This is a genomic window from Enterobacter sp. CP102 (assembly GCF_025152625.1).
In the GTDB taxonomy this organism is placed as follows: Bacteria; Pseudomonadota; Gammaproteobacteria; order Enterobacterales; family Enterobacteriaceae; genus Enterobacter; species Enterobacter soli.
Window position 1 is genome coordinate 1,395,429 of sequence record NZ_CP104014.1, and the last position, 16,538, is coordinate 1,411,966.

General features: G+C 57.3%; 14 protein-coding genes. 10 read left to right on the top strand and 4 right to left on the bottom strand.

What is annotated here, in order from left to right; translation table 11 throughout:
• Positions 1 to 7 precede the first annotated feature (7 nt).
• The 5 genes from hutI (at position 8) to hutH (ending at position 6,262) form a co-directional block, all read left to right on the top strand.
• Positions 8 to 1,231 (top strand): imidazolonepropionase, encoded by a 1,224-nt coding sequence (gene hutI / locus N1249_RS06545; protein ID WP_259835687.1) that lies wholly within the window; start codon positions 8 to 10, stop codon positions 1,229 to 1,231.
• Complete coding sequence (gene hutG, locus N1249_RS06550) at positions 1,228 to 2,166, top strand: formimidoylglutamase (protein WP_259835689.1); 939 nt, start codon at positions 1,228 to 1,230, stop codon at positions 2,164 to 2,166. The genes hutI and hutG overlap by 4 nt, the downstream gene beginning before the upstream one ends.
• 19 nt (positions 2,167 to 2,185) lie before the next feature.
• Positions 2,186 to 2,920 (top strand): histidine utilization repressor, encoded by a 735-nt coding sequence (locus N1249_RS06555; RefSeq protein ID WP_259835694.1) that lies wholly within the window; start codon positions 2,186 to 2,188, stop codon positions 2,918 to 2,920.
• A gap of 136 nt (positions 2,921 to 3,056) precedes the next feature.
• Positions 3,057 to 4,742 carry a urocanate hydratase gene (gene hutU, locus N1249_RS06560; RefSeq protein WP_259835698.1) on the top strand — a complete coding sequence of 562 codons (1,686 nt, stop codon included), beginning with the start codon at positions 3,057 to 3,059 and terminating at the stop codon, positions 4,740 to 4,742.
• Positions 4,742 to 6,262, top strand: a complete 1,521-nt coding sequence (gene hutH / locus N1249_RS06565) for a histidine ammonia-lyase (protein ID WP_014069416.1) — start codon at positions 4,742 to 4,744, stop codon at positions 6,260 to 6,262. Before hutU ends, hutH begins: the two co-directional genes overlap by 1 nt.
• Before the next feature lie 84 nt (positions 6,263 to 6,346).
• Here hutH and N1249_RS06570 read toward each other — a convergent pair whose 3' ends face one another.
• The gene (locus N1249_RS06570) at positions 6,347 to 6,823 is read right to left on the bottom strand and encodes a kinase inhibitor (protein WP_259835701.1); all 477 of its coding nucleotides are present in this window, start codon (positions 6,821 to 6,823) and stop codon (positions 6,347 to 6,349) included.
• A 70-nt stretch (positions 6,824 to 6,893) separates the two neighbouring features.
• Complete coding sequence (bioA, locus tag N1249_RS06575) at positions 6,894 to 8,183, bottom strand: adenosylmethionine--8-amino-7-oxononanoate transaminase (protein WP_409193161.1); 1,290 nt, start codon at positions 8,181 to 8,183, stop codon at positions 6,894 to 6,896.
• Between the two features lie 86 nt (positions 8,184 to 8,269).
• On the opposite strand from bioA, the gene bioB reads away from it, so the two are divergent.
• Genes bioB through bioD form a run of 4 tightly spaced genes read left to right on the top strand, consistent with a single transcriptional unit; the run spans position 8,270 to position 11,897 of the window.
• Entirely contained in the window at positions 8,270 to 9,310 is a 1,041-nt protein-coding gene (gene bioB / locus N1249_RS06580; RefSeq protein WP_014069419.1) for a biotin synthase BioB, read from the top strand.
• Positions 9,307 to 10,464 (top strand): 8-amino-7-oxononanoate synthase, encoded by a 1,158-nt coding sequence (gene bioF, locus N1249_RS06585; protein ID WP_259835717.1) that lies wholly within the window; start codon positions 9,307 to 9,309, stop codon positions 10,462 to 10,464. The genes bioB and bioF overlap by 4 nt, the downstream gene beginning before the upstream one ends.
• Positions 10,448 to 11,203, top strand: coding sequence for a malonyl-ACP O-methyltransferase BioC (bioC, locus tag N1249_RS06590; protein WP_259835720.1), 756 nt, complete (start codon positions 10,448 to 10,450; stop codon positions 11,201 to 11,203). Before bioF ends, bioC begins: the two co-directional genes overlap by 17 nt.
• Entirely contained in the window at positions 11,196 to 11,897 is a 702-nt protein-coding gene (gene bioD, locus N1249_RS06595; protein ID WP_259835723.1) for a dethiobiotin synthase, read from the top strand. Before bioC ends, bioD begins: the two co-directional genes overlap by 8 nt.
• On the opposite strand, the gene N1249_RS06600 is transcribed toward bioD, so the two are convergent.
• Positions 11,860 to 12,582 carry an ABC transporter ATP-binding protein gene (locus N1249_RS06600; RefSeq protein WP_014069423.1) on the bottom strand — a complete coding sequence of 241 codons (723 nt, stop codon included), beginning with the start codon at positions 12,580 to 12,582 and terminating at the stop codon, positions 11,860 to 11,862. The genes bioD and N1249_RS06600 overlap by 38 nt on opposite strands.
• 751 nt (positions 12,583 to 13,333) lie before the next feature.
• Between N1249_RS06600 and uvrB the strand changes: the two genes are divergently transcribed.
• On the top strand, positions 13,334 to 15,349 hold the full coding sequence (gene uvrB / locus N1249_RS06605) for an excinuclease ABC subunit UvrB (RefSeq protein ID WP_259835727.1): 2,016 nt from the start codon (positions 13,334 to 13,336) through the stop codon (positions 15,347 to 15,349).
• Between the two features lie 56 nt (positions 15,350 to 15,405).
• Here uvrB and yvcK read toward each other — a convergent pair whose 3' ends face one another.
• Complete coding sequence (gene yvcK, locus N1249_RS06610; RefSeq protein ID WP_259835730.1) at positions 15,406 to 16,314, bottom strand: uridine diphosphate-N-acetylglucosamine-binding protein YvcK; 909 nt, start codon at positions 16,312 to 16,314, stop codon at positions 15,406 to 15,408.
• Positions 16,315 to 16,538 lie beyond the last annotated feature (224 nt).

The following is a 16,538-nucleotide window of genomic DNA, read 5'->3' on the forward strand; positions in this document are numbered from 1 at the left end:
AATCCCCATGCAGCAGCTTCATCCCGACGATGTTATCTGGCGTAATGCGCGACTGGCGACAATGGATCCCGACCATTCCGTCCCTTATGGACTGACTGAAAGCTGTGCGCTGGTGGTCCGCGACAAGACTATTCTGGCCGTGCTCCCCGAAGCAGAAATCCCGCACGGGCACGCTAACAGCATTGATTTAGCGGGAAGGCTGGTTACGCCGGGGCTTATCGACTGCCATACCCATCTGGTCTTTGGCGGCGATCGCGCAGCGGAATGGGAGCAGCGGTTAAACGGGGTCTCTTATCAGACCATCAGCGCCCAGGGGGGCGGGATTAACGCCACCGTGACGGCGACCCGCAATAGCTCTCACGAAGCGTTACTGACGCTTGCGCAGCAGCGCCTGCAACGGCTGATGAATGAAGGTGTGACAACCCTTGAAATCAAGTCAGGATACGGTCTGAACGCCGAAGCCGAAGAGAAAATGTTGCAGGTGGCGCGTCAGCTTGGCCAGGATTATCCGGTAGAAATCAGCCCGACGCTGCTTGCGGCTCATGCGGTGCCTGCGGAATACCTCCACGACCCTGATGCCTACCTTACGCTGGTGTGCGAACAGATAATGCCTGCCCTGTGGCAAAAAGGGTTGTTCGAATCGGTAGACGTTTTTTGCGAAAACGTCGGATTCACCCCGGCGCAAACCGAGCGGGTATTCCAGGCCGCGCTTGCGCTGGGCATTCCGGTAAAAGGGCATGTCGAGCAGCTGTCTAATCTGGGCGGCGCGGCGCTGGTCAGTCGTTACCAGGGGCTGTCCGCCGATCATATTGAATATCTTGATGAGGCCGGGGTTCAGGCGATGGCAGAAAGCGGCACGGTTGCGGTTCTGCTGCCCGGCGCGTTCTATTTCCTCCAGGAGCGTCAGCGTCCGCCGGTTGAACGGCTCAGAAAGCAGGGCGTTGCGATGGCGGTCGCCACCGACTACAACCCCGGGACCAGCCCGTTTGCCAGCCTGCATCTGGCGATGAATATGGCCTGCGTCCAGTTTGGCCTGACACCGGAAGAAGCCTGGGCTGGTGTGACGCGACATGCCGCACGCGCGCTCGGACGTGGTGCAACACACGGGCAGTTAAAGGCGGGTTTTGTGGCTGATTTTATCGTCTGGGATGCGAAGCACCCGGTGGAAATGGTGTATGAACCCGGGCGTAACCCGCTGTATCAACGTATCTTTCGTGGGGAGGCAGTATGACGTTATGGAAGCCCGTTTCTGAGCAGGTCTGGCAGGGGCGCGATGACAGCGCAGAGGCCAGCAATGCTAAACGCATTTTCCAGACCATCCGACAGCAGGCGCAGTTTGCGCCTGCCTCCTCAGGTATTGCGCTGCTGGGCTTCGGGTGTGATGAAGGCGTAAAACGCAACCACGGCAGGCCGGGTGCCGCGCAGGCTCCCGATGTCCTGCGCAAGGCGCTGGCCAATATGGCCAGCCATCAGGGGCATGAGCGGCTTGCGGATCTGGGCACGATAGAGGTCGAGGGAGATGGGCTTGAGGCTGCGCAGCGGGTGTTAAGCGATGCGGTTACGGCCTGCCAGCGCGCCGGGATGCATACGTTTGTCTTTGGCGGCGGACATGAAACGGCCTGGGCGCACGGGCGCGGCGTACTGGATGCCTACCCGCATGAACGTGTGGCTATTATTAACCTCGATGCCCATCTCGATCTGCGCAAGGCGGAACGCGCCACCTCCGGCACGCCGTTTCGTCAGCTTGCGCACTACTGCGCTGAGCAGTCCCGCGCATTTCAGTATGCCTGCTTTGGCGTGAGCCGGGCGGCAAACACCCAGGCGTTATGGGATGAGGCTGAACGGCTGAATGTGACGCTGGTTGAAGACCTTCATTTCCGCCGCGATGCGTTATCCGCGCTTGAAGAGGTACTGGCCAGAGCAGACAGCGTTTATCTGACCATCGATCTTGATGTGTTGCCCGCCGGCGAGATGCCCGCCGTATCAGCTCCTGCGGCGTTAGGTATTCCTGCGCTGGATCTGTTACCGGTCATCGAGCGCATCTGCCGCAGCGGAAAACTGCGGGCGGCAGATTTAGTTGAATTTAATCCACATTACGACCAGGACGGTCAGGGGGCGAAACTCGCCGCCCGTCTGGCCTGGCAAATTGCTCACTGGTGGGCATAACACAGGTTAAGGAGTCACCATGTTTTCACGCTCACCTCAGGCCAACCCGAGCCCGCCTGCGCCTTTTTATGAAAAAGTGAAGCAGGCGATCAGCGAAAAAATTGCCAGCGGCGTATGGCGCCCGCACGACCGTATTCCGTCAGAGGCCGAGCTGGTGGCGCAGTTTGGTTTTAGCCGCATGACCATCAACCGTGCGCTGCGTGAGCTGACCGACGAAGGTTTGCTGGTGCGCCTGCAAGGGGTGGGGACCTTTGTGGCTGAACCAAAAGGCCAGTCGGCCCTGTTTGAAATTCGCAGTATTGCCGATGAGATTGCCGCGCGTAACCATCAGCACCGTTGCGAAGTGCTGGTGCTTGAAGAGACTCAGGCCAGCGCCGAACAGGCTCTGGAGCTGAACGTCAAAGAAGGAACGCGGGTGTTCCATTCGATAATGGTCCACTTTGAAAATGAGGTTCCGGTGCAGATTGAAGATCGCTGCGTCAACGCGCTAAGCGTGCCGGAATATCTTGAACAGGACTACACCCGCACCACGCCACATGCCTATCTGTCGCTGGTGGCTCCGCTCACGGAAGGGGAGCATATCGTGGAAGCGGTGCGTGCAACGCAGCAGGAGTGTGAACTGCTGCGGATGAAAGAGCACGATCCCTGCCTGCTTATCCGCCGCCGCACCTGGTCATCGTCCCGGATAGTGTCACACGCCAGGCTGCTCTTTCCGGGCGATCGTTACCGTTTGCAGGGCCATTTTATGTCCTGAGGGTCATAAGAAGTAAAAGCGTGATAGCTAACTCAATATAACAAAATTGTATCTTTTTTGTTAAAACCAACCTTGTGTGTGCTTGTCTATACAAGTATATCTATTTGTATCATCTGTCCCGTATGAGGAGCACACAATGTCGTCAGGTAAATACCGCCAGCAGGATGTCCGCGCTGCGCGTGGCACCACGCTTACCGCAAAAAGCTGGCTCACCGAAGCACCGCTGCGCATGTTGATGAACAACCTTGATCCTGAGGTCGCAGAAAATCCCCATGAGTTAGTGGTCTACGGCGGCATTGGCCGCGCCGCGCGCAACTGGGAGTGCTACGACGCCATTGTAGAAGCCCTGACTCAACTGGAAAACGACGAAACCCTGCTGGTACAGTCCGGCAAACCGGTCGGCGTATTCAAAACCCACAAAAACGCACCGCGCGTGCTGATTGCAAACTCAAACCTGGTGCCGCACTGGGCGACCTGGGAACACTTCAACGAGCTGGACGCGAAAGGGCTGGCGATGTACGGCCAGATGACGGCGGGCAGTTGGATCTACATTGGCAGCCAGGGGATTGTGCAGGGAACCTATGAAACCTTCGTTGAAGCCGGTCGCCAGCACTATAACGGCTCGCTGAAAGGCCGCTGGGTGCTGACTGCGGGCCTGGGCGGAATGGGCGGCGCACAGCCGCTGGCCGCAACGCTTGCCGGCGCCTGTTCCCTGAACATTGAATGCCAGCAGAGCCGCATCGATTTCCGTCTGCGTACCCGTTATGTCGACGAGCAGGCCGAAAACCTTGATGACGCGCTGGCACGTATTAAAAAATACACCGCTGAAGGCAGAGCTATGTCGATTGCCTTGTGCGGTAACGCGGCGGATATCGTCCCTGAACTGGTGGCTCGCGGTGTTCGCCCTGATTTAGTCACCGACCAGACCAGCGCCCACGATCCGCTGCACGGCTATCTGCCAAAAGGCTGGACGTGGGAAGCCTATCAGCAAAAAGCCGAAACCGACCCGGAAGGTACGGTGCTCGCGGCAAAACAATCCATGGCAGAGCATGTGAGCGCTATGCTGGCGTTCAGCAAAATGGGCATCCCTACCTTCGATTACGGCAACAACATCCGCCAGATGGCCAAAGATATGGGGGTGGCCAACGCCTTTGATTTCCCGGGCTTCGTACCTGCCTATATCCGCCCGCTGTTCTGTCGCGGTATTGGCCCGTTCCGCTGGGTGGCCCTGTCCGGCGACCCGGAAGATATCTACAAAACAGATGCGAAGGTCAAAGAGATTGTCGCAGACGACGAACACCTGCATCACTGGCTGGATATGGCCCGCGAACGCATTAACTTCCAGGGCTTACCGGCGCGCATCTGCTGGGTAGGGCTGGAATGGCGTCAGAAACTGGGGCTGGCGTTTAACGAAATGGTGCGCAGCGGTGAAGTCTCCGCGCCGATTGTTATCGGACGTGACCACCTCGATTCCGGTTCGGTCGCCAGCCCTAACCGTGAAACCGAAGCCATGCGTGATGGTTCGGATGCGGTATCCGACTGGCCACTGCTGAATGCGTTACTGAACACCGCCAGCGGTGCGACCTGGGTATCACTGCACCACGGCGGCGGCGTAGGAATGGGCTTCTCCCAGCATTCGGGGATGGTCATTGTCTGCGACGGTACTGACGAAGCGGCCGCGCGTATCGCTCGCGTGCTGCATAACGACCCGGCAACCGGCGTGATGCGTCACGCGGATGCGGGTTACGAGATAGCGGTTGAATGTGCCAAAGAGCAGGGGCTAAACCTGCCGATGATCCCTGCCACACAAGGAAAGCTTTAATGAACGCTCTTACACTCACTCCCGGTTCACTGACGCTAAAACAGCTGCGTAACGTCTGGCGTCACCCGGTGACACTGGCGCTGGATGAAAGCGCCCATCGCGCAATTAACGACAGCGTCGCCTGCGTCGAGGCCATTGTAGCCGAAGGGCGCACCGCCTACGGTATCAACACCGGATTTGGCCTGTTAGCCCAGACGCGTATTGCGACTCACGATCTGGAAAATCTGCAACGCTCGCTGGTGCTCTCCCATGCTGCGGGCGTGGGGCAGCCGCTGGATGATGAGATTGTCCGTCTGATGATGGTGCTCAAAATCAACAGCCTGGCGCGTGGTTTTTCCGGTATCCGCCTGAGCGTTATCCAGGCGCTGATGGCGCTGGTGAATGCCGGAGTTTATCCGTGGATCCCGGCGAAAGGCTCTGTGGGCGCTTCCGGCGACCTGGCTCCGCTGGCACATATGTCTTTGCTGCTGCTGGGTGAAGGCAAGGCGCGCTGGCAGGGAGAGTGGTTACCGGCAACAGAAGCGCTGAAAAAAGCCGGACTGGCGCCGATCACGCTGGCGGCGAAAGAGGGGCTGGCGCTGCTCAATGGGACGCAGGCATCCACTGCGTTTGCCCTGCGCGGTCTGTTTGAAGCCGAAGATCTGTTTGCCTCGGCGGTGGTGTGCGGCGCACTGACCACCGAAGCCGTGCTCGGCTCCCGTCGTCCGTTTGATGCGCGTATTCACGAGGTGCGCGGTCAGCGCGGGCAGATCGACGCGGCCGCCCTGTATCGCCATCTGCTGACCGATACCAGCGACATTGCCGAGTCTCACCATAACTGCGACAAGGTGCAGGATCCGTATTCCCTGCGCTGCCAGCCGCAGGTGATGGGGGCGTGTCTGACGCAGCTGCGTCAGGCGGCGGAGGTATTGCTGGTGGAAGCCAATGCGGTGTCGGATAACCCGCTGGTGTTTGCCCAGGAAAACGAGGTGGTGTCCGGTGGTAACTTCCACGCCGAGCCTGTGGCGATGGCGGCGGATAACATCGCGCTGGCGATTGCCGAAGTGGGCGCGTTGTCTGAACGCCGTATCGCGCTGATGATGGATAAACACATGTCTCAGCTTCCGCCGTTCCTGGTGCGTAACGGTGGGGTGAACTCGGGCTTTATGATTGCCCAGGTAACGGCCGCGGCGCTGGCAAGTGAGAACAAAGCGCTGTCGCATCCGCACAGCGTGGACAGCCTGCCGACATCCGCAAACCAGGAAGATCACGTTTCGATGGCTCCGGCTGCCGGGCGTCGTCTGTGGGAAATGGCCTCTAACACCCGTGGTGTACTGGCGGTTGAGTGGCTGGCGGCCTGTCAGGGTATTGACCTGCGTGACGGGCTGAAATCCAGTGCGTTACTGGAGCAGGCGCGCCATGTTCTGCGCGAGCATGTCACGCATTACGACGATGACCGTTTCTTTGCCCCGGATATTGATAAGGCGATGCAGCTCCTCGAAGAAGGGCGGCTGGTGGGATTGTTACCGTCAGTGTTGTAACTGACGCCCGGCGGCGCTGCGCTTACCGGGCCTACTGGTGCCGAAATGTAGGCCGGGTAAGGCGTAGCCGTCACCCGGCTTTTTTTACGAGTACATCGCCGTTATCGACGCGCTTCCCAGCGTATGGAAGTGCACGTTAAAGCCCACCATCGCCCCGCTGGCACCTTCGTCCACCTCAATCTTATCCACATCCAGCGCATGAACCGTGAAGATATAGCGGTGGGTTTCCCCTTTTGGTGGTGCTGCGCCGCCGTAGCCCGCTTTACCAAAGTCGGTACGCGTCTGGATCGCGCCTTCAGGCAGGGCGGAAACGCCAGAGCCCGCACCCTGCGGCAGGACGCGCGTGCTGGCTGGCAGGTTGGCGACAATCCAGTGCCACCAGCCGGAGCCGGTTGGTGCATCCGGGTCGTAGCAGGTAATAACAAAGCTTTTGGTTCCCGCAGGAACGTCATCCCAGGCCAGATGTGGGGATAAATTATCCCCCTGATATCCCATTCCGTTAAATACGTGGCGCTCAGGCAATTTCTCGCCGTCGTGCAGATCCTGACTGATGAGTTTCATTCGTTTTCTCCGTACTGAGCCGTGCAAAAAGTGTAATGCATAAACAGAGTACCGAAGCTAACGCCCTGGATTAAATCGCAAAATGTGCGGGAACCTTAACCGCTTCGACAACCGCTGCGGTCAGCTTACGCAGCTGCTCCCCGGTAATGAGGTACGGCGGCATCAGATAAATAAGCTTACCGAAAGGACGAACCCAGACGCCACGCTCCACGAAGAAGCGTTGTAGCGCGGCCATATTCACCGGATGTGTTGTCTCAATCACGCCAATAGCGCCAAGCACGCGCACATCTGCCACAAACTCAGAGTCTGATGCCGCGCTGAGCTCCTGCTGAAGTTGCGCTTCAATTGCGGCAACCTGAGTTTGCCATTCACCGCTCTCCAGAATGGCCAGGCTTTCGCTTGCCGCCGCACAGGCCAGTGGATTTCCCATAAACGTCGGGCCATGCATAAAGCAGCCCGCTTCGCCGTCGCTGATGGTATCGGCAACGTGGCGGGTGGTGAGCGTGGCGGAAAGCGTCATTGTGCCGCCGGTCAGTGCTTTACCCAGGCACAGGATATCCGGTGCAATACCGGCATGTTCACAGGCGAACATTTTGCCTGTGCGGCCAAAGCCGGTGGCTATCTCATCGGCAATCAGCAGAATGCCCTCGCGATCGCACATCTTACGGATACGTTTTAGCCACTCCGGGTGGTACATGCGCATCCCGCCAGCACCCTGCACAACAGGCTCGAGGATCACCGCGGCTATCTCATGGCGGTGCGCGGCCATCAGGCGTGCGAAGCCGACCATGTCCATCTCATCCCATTCACCATCGAAACGGCTCTGCGGCGCCGGGGCAAACAGGTTTTCCGGCAGGTAGCCTTTCCACAGGCTGTGCATTGAGTTGTCCGGATCACAGACCGACATCGCGCCGAAGGTATCCCCGTGATAACCGTTACGGAAGGTGAGGAATCGCTGGCGGGGCTCGCCCCTGGCGTGCCAGTACTGCAACGCCATTTTCATTGCCACCTCAACGGCCACGGAACCCGAGTCGGCGAGGAAAACGCACTCCAGCGAGTCCGGCGTCATCGCGACCAGACGGCGGCAAAGATCAACCGCAGACTGATGGGTGATACCGCCGAACATCACGTGCGACATCTGGTCAATCTGCGCTTTCATCGCTGCGCTCAGACGCGGATTGTTGTAACCGTGAATGGCGGCCCACCAGGAGGACATCCCGTCAACAAGCCGCTCGCCGCTGGCGAGATGCAGTTCGCAGCCGTGAGCTGAGGCTACCGGGTAAACGGGCAGCGGGTTCGTCGTGGAAGTGTAAGGGTGCCAGATATGCAGCTTATCGAAGGCGAGATCGTCCTGTGTCATAATCGACTTGTAAACCATTTTGAAAAGTTTTAGGTTTACGAGTATAAACCGAACCGAAAATTAACAAAACCCTTTGGAGAAGCCCGATGGCTCACCACGCACGCTGGACAATGTCGCAAGTCACTGAATTATTCAATAAACCTTTCCTTGAACTGCTGTTTGAAGCGCAAACGGTACACCGTCAGCACTTCGACCCGCGTCATGTGCAGGTCAGTACGCTGCTGTCGATCAAGACGGGCGCGTGCCCGGAAGATTGCAAATATTGCCCACAAAGTGCCCGCTATAAAACCGGTCTTGAATCCGAGCGCCTGATGGAAGTGGAGCAGGTTCTGGATTCTGCGCGTAAAGCGAAAAACGCCGGGTCGACCCGTTTTTGCATGGGTGCAGCGTGGAAAAACCCGCACGATCGCGACATGCCGTACCTGGAACAGATGGTGAAAGGCGTGAAGGAGATGGGGCTGGAAGCCTGTATGACCCTGGGTACGCTGAATGACGATCAGGCGCAACGTCTGTCGGCTGCGGGGCTGGATTACTACAACCATAACCTCGACACCTCTCCGGAGTTTTACGGCAACATCATCACCACGCGTACCTACCAGGAGCGCCTGGACACGCTGGATAAAGTCCGCGATGCGGGCATCAAAGTGTGTTCCGGCGGGATCGTTGGCCTGGGCGAAACGGTGAAAGATCGCGCCGGTCTGCTGCTGCAACTTGCCAACCTGCCAACCCCACCAGAAAGCGTGCCAATCAACATGCTGGTGAAGGTGAAAGGTACGCCGCTGGCGGATAACGACGATGTCGATGCGTTTGATTTTATCCGCACCATTGCGGTAGCGCGCATCATGATGCCGACCTCCTTTGTGCGCCTGTCTGCCGGACGCGAGCAGATGAGCGAACAGACGCAGGCCATGTGCTTTATGGCCGGTGCAAACTCAATCTTCTACGGCTGTAAACTGCTGACCACACCAAACCCGGAAGAGGACAAAGACGTCCAGTTGTTCCGTAAGTTAGGGCTGAATCCGCACCAGACCGAGGTGCTGACGGGGGATAACGAGCAACAGCAGCAGCTGGAGCAGCAAATTTTTAACGCCGATACCGACCAGTTTTACAACGCGGCGACCGTATGACCTGGCAACAACGCATAAACACCGCACTGGAAGAACGCCGGGCGGCGGATGCTTTTCGCGTACGCAGGGTGGTGGAAAACGGTGCTGGCCGTTTTCTCACCCGCGACAATCAGCGTTTTTGCAATTTCTCCAGTAACGATTATCTGGCCCTGAGTCAGCACCCGCAGGTTGTCCGCGCCTGGCAGCAGGGTGCTGAACGTTACGGCGTGGGCAGTGGCGGATCGGGCCACGTCAGCGGCTACACCACAGCCCATCAGGCGCTGGAGGAAGAGCTGGCCGACTGGCTGGGGTATCCCCGTGCGCTGCTGTTTATCTCGGGCTTTGCGGCCAATCAGGCGGTGATTACCGCCCTGATGGGGAAAGACGACAGAATTGTGGCCGACCGCTTAAGCCATGCCTCGCTACTGGAGGCGGCAAACCTGAGCCCGGCGCAGCTTCGCCGCTTTGCCCATAATGACGCCACCCCGCTTCACGCTCTGCTGGGCAAACCCTGTGACGGCCAGCAGCTGGTGGTGACGGAAGGGGTGTTTAGCATGGACGGCGACAGCGCACCGCTGAACGCCCTGCATGACACTGCGCAGCAGCACAATGCCTGGCTGCTGGTGGATGATGCCCACGGCATCGGCGTGGTGGGTGATGAAGGGCGCGGAAGCGCGTATCACCAGGGGGTGAAACCTGAATTGCTGGTGGTGACGTTCGGTAAAGGATTTGGCGTCAGTGGCGCGGCGGTGCTGTGCAGTGACACGGTGGCCGATTATCTGCTGCAATTCGCACGGCACCTGATTTACAGCACCAGTATGCCGCCTGCTCAGGCCGTGGCGTTATCTGTGGCTATGCAGGTCATTCGCGGGGATGATGGGGAAGCACGTCGGCAGCGCCTGGCGCAGCACATTCGGCATTTCCGCCAGGGGTTAAGTACGCTGCCGTTCCGGAGCACTGACTCACTGAGCGCCATTCAGCCGGTGATCGTCGGGGATAACGGCCGGGCGCTGGAGCTGGCGCAACGGCTACGCGAAAAGGGCATGTGGGTGACAGCGATCCGCCCACCGACCGTACCTCCTGGCACGGCGCGGTTACGCCTCACGCTCACGGCGGCGCACGAAACGCAGGATATCGATACGCTGCTGGAGGCGCTGCATGTCTCCCGTCAATAAAGAGGCCATTGCAGCCGCGTTTGGCCGCGCGGCACAGAGCTATTCACAACACGATGAACTGCAACGTCAGAGCGCGCGTGGGTTGCTCAGCACGCTGGGTGAGAGCGATTTCCCGCAGGTGCTGGATGCCGGATGTGGTCCGGGCGCCAACAGCCGCTACTGGCGCGCGGCGGGAAGCCGTGTGACGGCTATCGACCTCTCGCCACAGATGCTTGACGAAGCGCGCCAGCAACAGACAGCCGACCATTATCTGGTGGCGGATATTGAAGCTATTCCCCTTCCAGACGGGCAGTTTGACCTGGTGTGGAGCCACCTTGCGGTGCAGTGGTGCAGCAGCCTGCCTCAGGCGTTGCATGAGCTGTATCGCGTGGCACGACCGGGCGGAAAAATCGCGTTTACCACGTTGCTTGAAAGCTCGTTGCCGGAGCTGAATCAGGCCTGGCACGCGGTGGATAGCGGGGCGCACGCGAACCGCTTTTTATCGCGGGATGAAGTGCTCCAGGCGCTGAGAGGCTGGCGTTATCGCAGCGTGGTGCAGACCATTACGCTCAGTTTTAGCGATGCCCTCAGCGCCATGCGCTCGCTGAAAGGCATTGGGGCGACGCATTTGCATTCAGGGCGGGACACCAAACCGCTTACCCGTGGTCAGTTGCACCGTTTAGAGATGGCCTGGCCGCAGCAACAGGGTGAGTTTCCGCTCTCTTATCAACTTTTTCATGGGATTATCGAACGTGACTGAACGTTATTTTGTCACCGGCACCGATACGGAAGTCGGTAAGACGGTTGCCAGCTCGGCGCTATTGCAGGCGGCGAATCAGCAAGGGCTTATCACCGCGGGCTACAAACCTGTGGCCTCCGGCAGTGAGATGACGTCAGACGGTTTGCGCAACACCGACGCGCTGGCGTTGCAACGTAACAGCAGCCTTGCGTTGAGCTACCCGCAGGTAAATCCGTATACGTTCGCAGAACCAACCTCGCCGCACATCGTCAGTGCAGACGAAGGCCGGGCGATTGATTTTGCGGTGCTGTCGGGGGGATTACGCGCTCTGGAGCAGCAGGCAGAGTGGGTACTGGTGGAAGGGGCAGGCGGCTGGTTTACCCCGCTTTCTGACCAACAAACCTTTGCCGACTGGGTTCAGGCTGAGCAGCTTCCGGTCATTCTGGTGGTAGGGGTGAAGCTTGGCTGCATCAACCACGCCATGCTGACTGCGCAGGCTATCCAGCAGGCAGGATTGCGCCTGGCGGGCTGGATAGCTAACGACGTGGTCGCCCCGGGCAGACGTCACCAGGAGTATCTGGCAACGCTAAAACGCGTGCTGCCTGCGCCATGCCTGGGTGAGATCCCCTGGCTTGCTGAGGGGGCAGAAAGTGCCGAAACCGGTCACTATCTGGATCTCAGCGTCTTGCCTCCAGCGTCATCCAGTGGGCAATAAGCTCATCATTCAGCTCGTTAACGTGGCCCTGGGCCACGTTACGCCCGCGATACAACATGCAGAAGCGGTCCGCTACCCGGCGGATAAACGACAGCTGCTGCTCCGCTAACAGTACCGTCATACCCAGCTCCCGGTTCAGCCGTATCAACAGTTGCGCAAGCTTCTGGGCAAAGCTCGGCCCCGCGCCGTGCATCGGCTCATCCAGAATCAATACCCGCGGGCGGTTCACCAGGGCGTTGGCTATCGCCAGCTGATACTGAATATCCGGCGATAACCCGTTGGCCCGGGTCTGGCGCAGCGTATAGAGCTGCGGGAAAAGGGCGTAAACCTCGCTTTTGGCGGTGGCATCCGGCTTCCCGGTGGCCCGCATCGCGATATGCAGATTCTCTTCAATCGTCAGCTGCGAGAAGATCCGCCTGTCCTGCGGAACGTAGCCAATTCCAGGCCGGTTTCGCTGTTCAGGTGGCTGGCTGAGCAGGTCGCGCGGTGGTGCGCCTGCTTCATGCCAGATGATGGTTCCGCTCTCAACGGGTAAATTGCCCGCGATGCAGTTCATCAGCGTGGATTTTCCCATACCCGGCAGGCCAACAACCCCCGTACACAGACCTGGCGGTAAATCTAAATCAACATTCCATAGCGTATGTTGGCTTCCGTAAAACTGATTCACTGCACGCAGACTCAACATGTTTCTCTCCTTAAACATCGATGTGGGTATGGCTCGTACGAATTGTGCAAAACTCCTGCCAGAACCGTTAAGTTGATTAAAAAAGAGACTTTTTTAGGAATGAGCCTGGGGCAAGGGAGGGATGTGACAGGGAATTGCACAGTAGCAGTGCCGGTGATGTTGAGTTGTGGTGCAGCGGCATAATCACTGAATTGTGATTAAGATCTCACCAATCCGTTATGTCTTGCGCAACTGATTACCATCAAAAAAGAGCTATAAAAATTTTTTGTCACCCCACCGGTGGGAAAAACCGGGAATTAGCTGAGTGGCGGTCTATACGGGCTGGAAGCAGTTATCCACTATTCCTGTGGATAACCATGTGTATTAGAGTTAGAAAACACGCGATAAGCGAGAGAATACGCGGCTTACGCCTGAATTGGTGCGAAACGCGGCTTTATGAAATATCGTTTAAAAATCAATTTGTTATATAAAAGCAATTGGCGTAATGAAACTGTCACTGGTTGCCACAAAACTTTCATTACACGGCTTGACAAATGTTAAAAAAGAAAAAGTTCTGGGGATAACCCGGGTTAGCTGGTGTTTTATTTTGTCACAGTCTAAATTTTGGCCGGGATTGCGCTAATCATCCGAACGCTACTCTAAATATCCTGACACGCCACTGGTTTTTCATCCAGTATTTTTTACTGGCAATCCTGGCAGCTGCGAGTAAAATTACTCACCTGCCGCTAATTACGTCATCAGGTCATCGCCCATGAGTAAACCGTTCAAATTGAATTCTGTTTTCAGCCCTTCAGGCGACCAGCCTGAGGCGATCCGTCGCCTGGAAGAGGGTCTGGAAGACGGTCTGGCACATCAGACGCTGCTGGGCGTTACCGGCTCGGGTAAAACGTTTACCATTGCCAACGTCATTGCGGATCTCCAGCGCCCCACCATGGTGCTTGCCCCGAATAAAACCCTGGCGGCTCAGCTTTATGGTGAGATGAAAGAGTTCTTCCCGGAGAATGCGGTGGAGTACTTCGTCTCTTACTACGATTACTACCAGCCTGAAGCGTATGTCCCAAGCTCAGATACCTTTATCGAAAAAGATGCGTCGGTGAACGAACACATCGAACAAATGCGTCTGTCGGCAACCAAGGCGCTGCTGGAACGCCGCGATGTAATTGTGGTGGCGTCGGTGTCCGCTATCTACGGTCTGGGTGACCCGGACCTGTACCTGAAGATGATGCTGCACCTTACCCAAGGGATGATCATCGATCAGCGTGCGATTTTGCGCCGCCTGGCGGAGCTGCAATACACCCGTAACGACCAGGCCTTCCAGCGCGGTACGTTCCGCGTGCGCGGTGAAGTTATCGATATCTTCCCGGCAGAGTCAGACGACATTGCACTGCGTGTTGAACTGTTCGACGAAGAGGTTGAGCGGCTGTCGTTGTTTGACCCGCTGACCGGGCATGTGGAATCGATCATTCAGCGTTTCACGGTTTACCCTAAAACGCACTACGTGACCCCGCGCGAACGTATTGTGCAGGCGATGGAAGAGATTAAAGTCGAGCTGGCAGACCGCCGTAAGGTGCTGCTGGCGAATAACAAGCTGCTTGAGGAGCAGCGCTTAAGCCAGCGCACCCAGTTTGACCTCGAGATGATGAACGAGCTGGGTTACTGCTCTGGTATCGAAAACTACTCACGCTTCCTCTCTGGCCGTGGGCCGGGCGAGCCACCGCCAACCCTGTTTGACTATCTTCCGGCGGACGGCCTGCTGGTGGTGGATGAATCCCACGTGACGATCCCGCAGATTGGCGGCATGTATCGCGGTGACCGGGCTCGTAAAGAGACGCTGGTGGAGTACGGCTTCCGCCTGCCATCAGCGCTGGATAACCGCCCGATGAAGTTTGAAGAGTTTGAAGCGCTTGCCCCGCAAACCATCTACGTGTCGGCAACGCCGGGCAGCTACGAGCTGGAAAAATCCGGTGATGAGGTCGTTGACCAGGTGGTGCGTCCTACCGGTCTGCTGGATCCGATTATCGAAGTGCGCCCTGTTGCCACCCAGGTTGACGATCTTCTGTCTGAGATCCGCACCCGCGCTGCCATCAATGAACGCGTGCTGGTGACGACCCTGACCAAGCGCATGGCGGAAGACCTGACTGAATATCTTGAAGAACATGGTGAGCGCGTGCGGTATCTGCACTCGGATATCGATACCGTGGAACGTATGGAAATAATCCGCGACCTGCGTCTGGGCGAGTTCGACGTACTGGTGGGGATCAACCTGCTGCGAGAAGGTCTGGATATGCCAGAAGTGTCGCTGGTCGCGATTCTGGATGCAGACAAAGAGGGCTTCCTGCGTTCTGAACGTTCCCTGATCCAGACTATCGGCCGTGCCGCGCGTAACGTGAACGGTAAAGCTATCCTCTACGGCGACAAGATAACCCCGTCAATGGCGAAAGCGATTGGTGAAACGGAACGTCGACGCGAGAAACAGCAGCGTTACAACGAAGAAAACGGTATTACGCCGCAAGGGCTGAACAAGAAGGTGGTGGATATCCTGGCGCTGGGTCAGAACATCGCCAAAACCAAAGCGAAAGGGCGTGGCAAGGCGCGTTCAGTGGTGGAAGAAGATACCGTCGTGCTGACGCCGAAAGCGCTCCAGCAGAAAATTCACGAGCTGGAAGCACAGATGATGCAGCACGCGCAGAACCTGGAGTTTGAAGAGGCGGCGCAAATCCGTGACCAGCTGCATCAGCTGCGGGATTTGTTTATTGCAGCATCGTGATTTACAGGTTATGTGCCCTTTGTAGCCCCGGTAAGCGCAGCGCCACCGGGGTTTTTTTAACCCAGCGCCTGAATAGCTTTTTCCAGCGCCTCGCGCAGCAGATGGCGATCGTGGCGATACTGAATATCGCTGGCTTCCAGCGGCTCCTGCACCACCACGCGGGCACCAATTCCTGACACATTCGCTTTCGGCCCTACAACCACCGCGTCGATGATTTTTTTCCCGACGTACTGCTCCATGATGCCAAGCTTATCTGCAAGCGTCAGGCCTGCCGCCGCCGGGCTCAGTTCACGCCCTAAATTACCGATATAGACCACCGGCGCAGGGGTTCTGCGCAGCGCCTGGGCAAGCTCTTTGACCAGCAGAATGGGCATCAGGCTGGTATAAAAACTGCCCGGCCCAATCAGGATCAAATCCGCTTCGCCGATAGCATCAACGGCTTCGCGCGTGGCGGGCACGGCCGGATAAGTCATAAGTTCTTTCGGCGGCAGGGTCAGCTGGTCAATATTCACTTCGCCGTAAATTTCGTGGCCTTCCACATCAATTGCCATCAAGTCGACCGGATGTTCAGACATAGGGATCAGGAACGCATCTACTTTAAGCAAATTACGTATTAAATTGATGGCTTCAAGAGGGCGCACGCTCAGGTGATCAAGCGCCTTTAACATCAGGTTTCCGAGGTTATGGCCAGAAAGTTCACCATTACCGGCAAAACGATACTCAAACATCGCTGAAGCTACGCTCGGTTCGGTAATTAACTGATTTAAACAGTTACGCATATCACCCCATGCGATACCGCCTTCCGAACGGCGAATGCGCCCTGTAGAACCGCCGTTATCGGTGGTGGTGACTATCCCTGTGAGCCTGGATCCCAGAGAGGAAAGTGAAGACATCACCCGCCCCAGACCGTGGCCTCCGCCAAGAGCAACTACCCGGTCAAGATCCGCAAAAGTGCGATTGCGCATACCAATTCCTTATCACGTTCGAACAGCGTAACAGTAACCTAACTACCCCTAAAAGACGATGCTTCACCCGGTGCAAAATGACGTATATCAATGCGAAAGTACCGTTTTTGCGTATTCTGTTACGAAAATGCACGAACATGTCGCTATATATATAATTATATAGCGAAAAGCGATAATGGCGAAGAGATGATTTCCGCGCTACTATCGCCTTAACCACGTTTTCG

Bases quoted from the DNA above. Each gene is read 5' to 3' on its own strand.
- hutI (WP_259835687.1), top strand. From the start codon at position 8: ATGCAGCAGCTTCATCCCGACGATGTTATCTGGCGTAATGCGCGACTG.
- hutG (WP_259835689.1), top strand. From the start codon at position 1,228: ATGACGTTATGGAAGCCCGTTTCTGAGCAGGTCTGGCAGGGGCGCGAT.
- N1249_RS06555 (WP_259835694.1), top strand. From the start codon at position 2,186: ATGTTTTCACGCTCACCTCAGGCCAACCCGAGCCCGCCTGCGCCTTTT.
- hutU (WP_259835698.1), top strand. From the start codon at position 3,057: ATGTCGTCAGGTAAATACCGCCAGCAGGATGTCCGCGCTGCGCGTGGC.
- hutH (WP_014069416.1), top strand. From the start codon at position 4,742: ATGAACGCTCTTACACTCACTCCCGGTTCACTGACGCTAAAACAGCTG.
- N1249_RS06570 (WP_259835701.1), bottom strand. From the start codon at position 6,823: ATGAAACTCATCAGTCAGGATCTGCACGACGGCGAGAAATTGCCTGAG.
- bioA (WP_409193161.1), bottom strand. From the start codon at position 8,183: ATGACACAGGACGATCTCGCCTTCGATAAGCTGCATATCTGGCACCCT.
- bioB (WP_014069419.1), top strand. From the start codon at position 8,270: ATGGCTCACCACGCACGCTGGACAATGTCGCAAGTCACTGAATTATTC.
- bioF (WP_259835717.1), top strand. From the start codon at position 9,307: ATGACCTGGCAACAACGCATAAACACCGCACTGGAAGAACGCCGGGCG.
- bioC (WP_259835720.1), top strand. From the start codon at position 10,448: ATGTCTCCCGTCAATAAAGAGGCCATTGCAGCCGCGTTTGGCCGCGCG.
- N1249_RS06600 (WP_014069423.1), bottom strand. From the start codon at position 12,582: ATGTTGAGTCTGCGTGCAGTGAATCAGTTTTACGGAAGCCAACATACG.
- uvrB (WP_259835727.1), top strand. From the start codon at position 13,334: ATGAGTAAACCGTTCAAATTGAATTCTGTTTTCAGCCCTTCAGGCGAC.
- yvcK (WP_259835730.1), bottom strand. From the start codon at position 16,314: ATGCGCAATCGCACTTTTGCGGATCTTGACCGGGTAGTTGCTCTTGGC.